This window comes from Actinokineospora sp. (genome assembly GCF_050699995.1).
Lineage (GTDB): Bacteria > Actinomycetota > Actinomycetes > Mycobacteriales > Pseudonocardiaceae > Actinokineospora.
The window spans coordinates 1-3,215 of sequence record NZ_JBOHGC010000481.1 but is presented as its reverse complement, the minus strand read 5'-3'; the positions used below and the strand labels follow the sequence as shown (position 1 = coordinate 3,215).

The window sequence follows — 3,215 nt, the reverse complement described above, 5'->3', positions numbered from 1 at the left end:
CGAGGTGATGCTGCACCTCGAGGCCATCCGGCTTGACGGGACTGTGACGCACACATCGCTCCAGGTCGTCCGGTTCACGACCGAGGCACGGTTGAACGACATCATCGCGTACCACGAGGATCACGGAGTGACCATCTTCAACCCGCACACGCACATCCTCGAGGACGGCGGGTTGAAGAAAGTCGATGAGAACCAGTTGGCCTTCAAGCGGCTCGTCGATCCGCACGGCCTCATGAACCCCGGAAAGATGCGCGGCTGGTGGGAACGCTGATGACTACCAAGAGGACGATGACCGCCACACGGATCTTCGCCCGCACGCGCCTCACTCCGACGCCTGGCCGAGCGGCACGTAGTTGAAGTCGAGTCCGAAGTGGCGAGGACCCAACAGCGCCAGCCCGGCCGGCGTGTACCACTCGGCGTCAAGCCCTTTCATCGCAAATACCGTGACGCGGCGGCCCGGCGTGACCTCACCCAACGTCGTGAGAGGGCGAAACGTCTCGGCGTCGAGCACCGCGATCACGTCGGGGCTGGTCGCGATCACCTCCCCGTCACGCCACACCGCGTGGTGCTCGTTCTTGACCCAGATCCTATAGGAAGCTCCGGCGAAGCGCCCGGTCCCCTTCATCCGGTATGTGAGTTCCCGGAACGTGTACGGCTCGGTGCTGCGCCAGTCGGTGGCCCCGGCCTCCGCTTCAAAGAGGACCAGGCCGCCGGTCAGCTCGATGAGCGGCGCCAGGTCCCGCGCGGCCGCGCTGCGGCGAAGCGCAGCGCCCGCTCTAATCGCCGCCAGGAGACTGCCGCGCACCAGTGCAGACTTTGCTTCGGCCACCCGGACCAGGTGGCCGGTGGTACCGATGCCGCGCCCGTAGGCCGCCCTGCTCAGCATGCGGCCCAGGCGGTCGGTCATGGCGGCGGTCACCGCGGACTTCACGATCGTCGTGTTGCCCCAGCGGTCGATCATTGCCACCGGCGTGGGCGCCCGTCCACGCAGCTCCATCTTGGACAGAGGCAGTTCCGGGATCGCGCGCCCGACGTAGTCGCTGTCGAGCGTCGGGATCCCGAGCTCGATGCCGGTGGCGATCGTCGCCGCCGTGGCCGCTGCGCTGAGCTCCATGGAGACCAGTGCGCCGAGCGTCACGCCCGCGAAAGCCGACAATTCGCGCGCCGACTGGACCAGGCGCGGTACGAGGGCATAGCGTTCCTCGCGCAGTCCCAACTGCGCAAGCTCGTCGGCCGGCGGGGGTTCGTCAGGATCCTTGCCGCCGACGATAATGGCCCAGCACGTCCACGTCTCGTCGGGCAGTTCGTCCGGGCTGACAAGAGTAATCGGTCGCCCCGCGCGGATGACGGGCGCGAGGAGATCGACCCCCGCCTCCACCCGACCGCCCCCGCCGGTGCCGAAGAAGCAGAGACCCACGCAGAAGTCCTGGACGGTGGCAAGATCGGCAATGAGGGTCGGCATGGTCGTGATCACCTGCTCATCCCATGATATTTGGCGATGATCGTACTGTCACGCGAAGGACCAAGGCCCGTGAGGGGAGAAACAAAGCGCCGTCAGGAGAGGTCTTACCACCCGACCACCTGCGTCACGGAACATCCGACGAGGCGAGAGTCCTGGGCATGGGACCGGATGGTGCTGCGATAAGTGCTGACGGCCGGGCAACCTGGGTCGGGCTGGGCCTGAAGCGCCGTGAGGATCCCGAACTCCTCGCTGGAAAAGGGCAGTTCATTGGCGACCTCGTCCGTCCTGGAATGTTGCACGCGGTGTTCCTGCGCAGCCCTCACCCGCACGCCCGCATTCGCTCAATCGACGTCGGGCGAGCCCTGGCTCTCCCAGGCGTGCACGCCGCCCTGACCGGGCGGGACCTGCCGGCGACCCTGCGGGCGCAGCCCGTGACGCACGTCTTTACCGACCGCCAAACCCCCAACTACGCTCTGGCCAGGGACCGTGTTCGGTACGTCGGCGAGCCCGTCGCGATGGTGGCCGCCGAATCGCCGTATGTCGCGGAGGACGCCCTCGACTGCATCGAAGTCGAGTGGGATCCGATGCCCGCCGTGGCGGATGTCGAGGCCGCCCTGCGCCCCGACGCGCCGCGTTTGTACGACGAGTGGCCGGACAACATCGCCGGCGTTTTCCAGACCGAGATGGGCGACCCGGACCGCGCGCTCGCCGAGGCCGACGTCAAGATCACCGAGCGGTTCCGGATCCAGCGGCAATTCGCCTGCCCTCTGGAGCCACGCGGCGTGCTGGCGGAATGGGACGTCCACCGGGGCGAACTCGTCCTCTGGAGTTCGACCCAGATTCTCCACATCGCGCGCGACTGCCTGGCCGAAGTGCTCGGCATTCCCGAGCATCGAATCCGCGTGCTGGTGCCCAGGATTGGCGGCGCGTTCGGCTGCAAGTTCCACTTCTACGCCGAAGAGGTCGCGATCGCCCTGCTCGCCCAGAAGGCCCGGCGCCCGGTGCGCTGGCTCGAGGACCGGCTCGAGTCGTTCGTGGCCACGGTGCACGCGCGCGAGCAGGTCGTGCAAGCGACCATGGCGGCGAAGAGCGACGGCACGATCATCGCGGTCACCGCCGAGATCTTGGGCGACATGGGGGCCCACCTCCACACCGTGAGTTACGGCCCGGTCTGGCTCACGGCCGTGATGATGACGAACGCGTACCTGATTCCTAATGCGCGCGTGCGCGCCCGCGCCATTGTCACCAACAAGACGCCGCTGGGATCGTTCCGAGGCTGGGGACAGCCGCAGGCCAACTTCGTTGTCGAGCGCCTCGTCGACCGGCTGGCACGTGCGCTGCACCAGGATCCTGCTGAGCTCCGGCGGAAGAACTTTATCCCGCCGGATCGCTTTCCGTACAAGAGTCTCCACCACACCTTCGACAGCGGCGACTACGAAAAGTGCCTGGACAAGGCCCTGCAGGTACTGGACTACGGGGGCTGGCGCGAGCGGCAGGCGGCGTCCCGCCGGCAGGGCCGTCACGTCGGCATCGGCCTGTCGTTCTACGTCGAGAACACGGCCTTGGGCCCGTCGCGAATGCTGAACCAAGGCGGGGTGTTGCAGGGGGGCTACGACATCGCCCGCGTGCGAATGGAGCCCAGCGGCGACGTCACCATCTACACTGGCCTCTGCGAGATGGGTCAGGGGTTCACGAACGGCATCGCCCAGATCTGCGCCCAAACGCTGGGGATCGACCCAGAGCACATCACGGT

Annotated in this window: 2 protein-coding genes and 1 pseudogene; 2 read left to right on the top strand and 1 reads right to left on the bottom strand. The window is 67.1% G+C overall.

Features of this window, described 5'->3' with window-relative positions; translation table 11 throughout:
- Positions 1–271: pseudogene (locus ACRDSQ_RS24150) on the top strand (hypothetical protein); the annotation flags it as partial.
- 51 nt (positions 272–322) lie between these two features.
- Here ACRDSQ_RS24150 and ACRDSQ_RS24145 read toward each other — a convergent pair.
- Positions 323–1,474: a DUF917 domain-containing protein gene (locus ACRDSQ_RS24145; protein WP_431424237.1), complete on the bottom strand. Its 1,152-nt coding sequence runs from the start codon at positions 1,472–1,474 to the stop codon at positions 323–325.
- A gap of 146 nt (positions 1,475–1,620) precedes the next feature.
- Between ACRDSQ_RS24145 and ACRDSQ_RS24140 the strand changes: the two genes are divergently transcribed.
- Positions 1,621–3,215 (top strand): xanthine dehydrogenase family protein molybdopterin-binding subunit (locus ACRDSQ_RS24140; protein WP_431424235.1); only part of this gene is annotated, 1,595 nt, incomplete at its 3' end.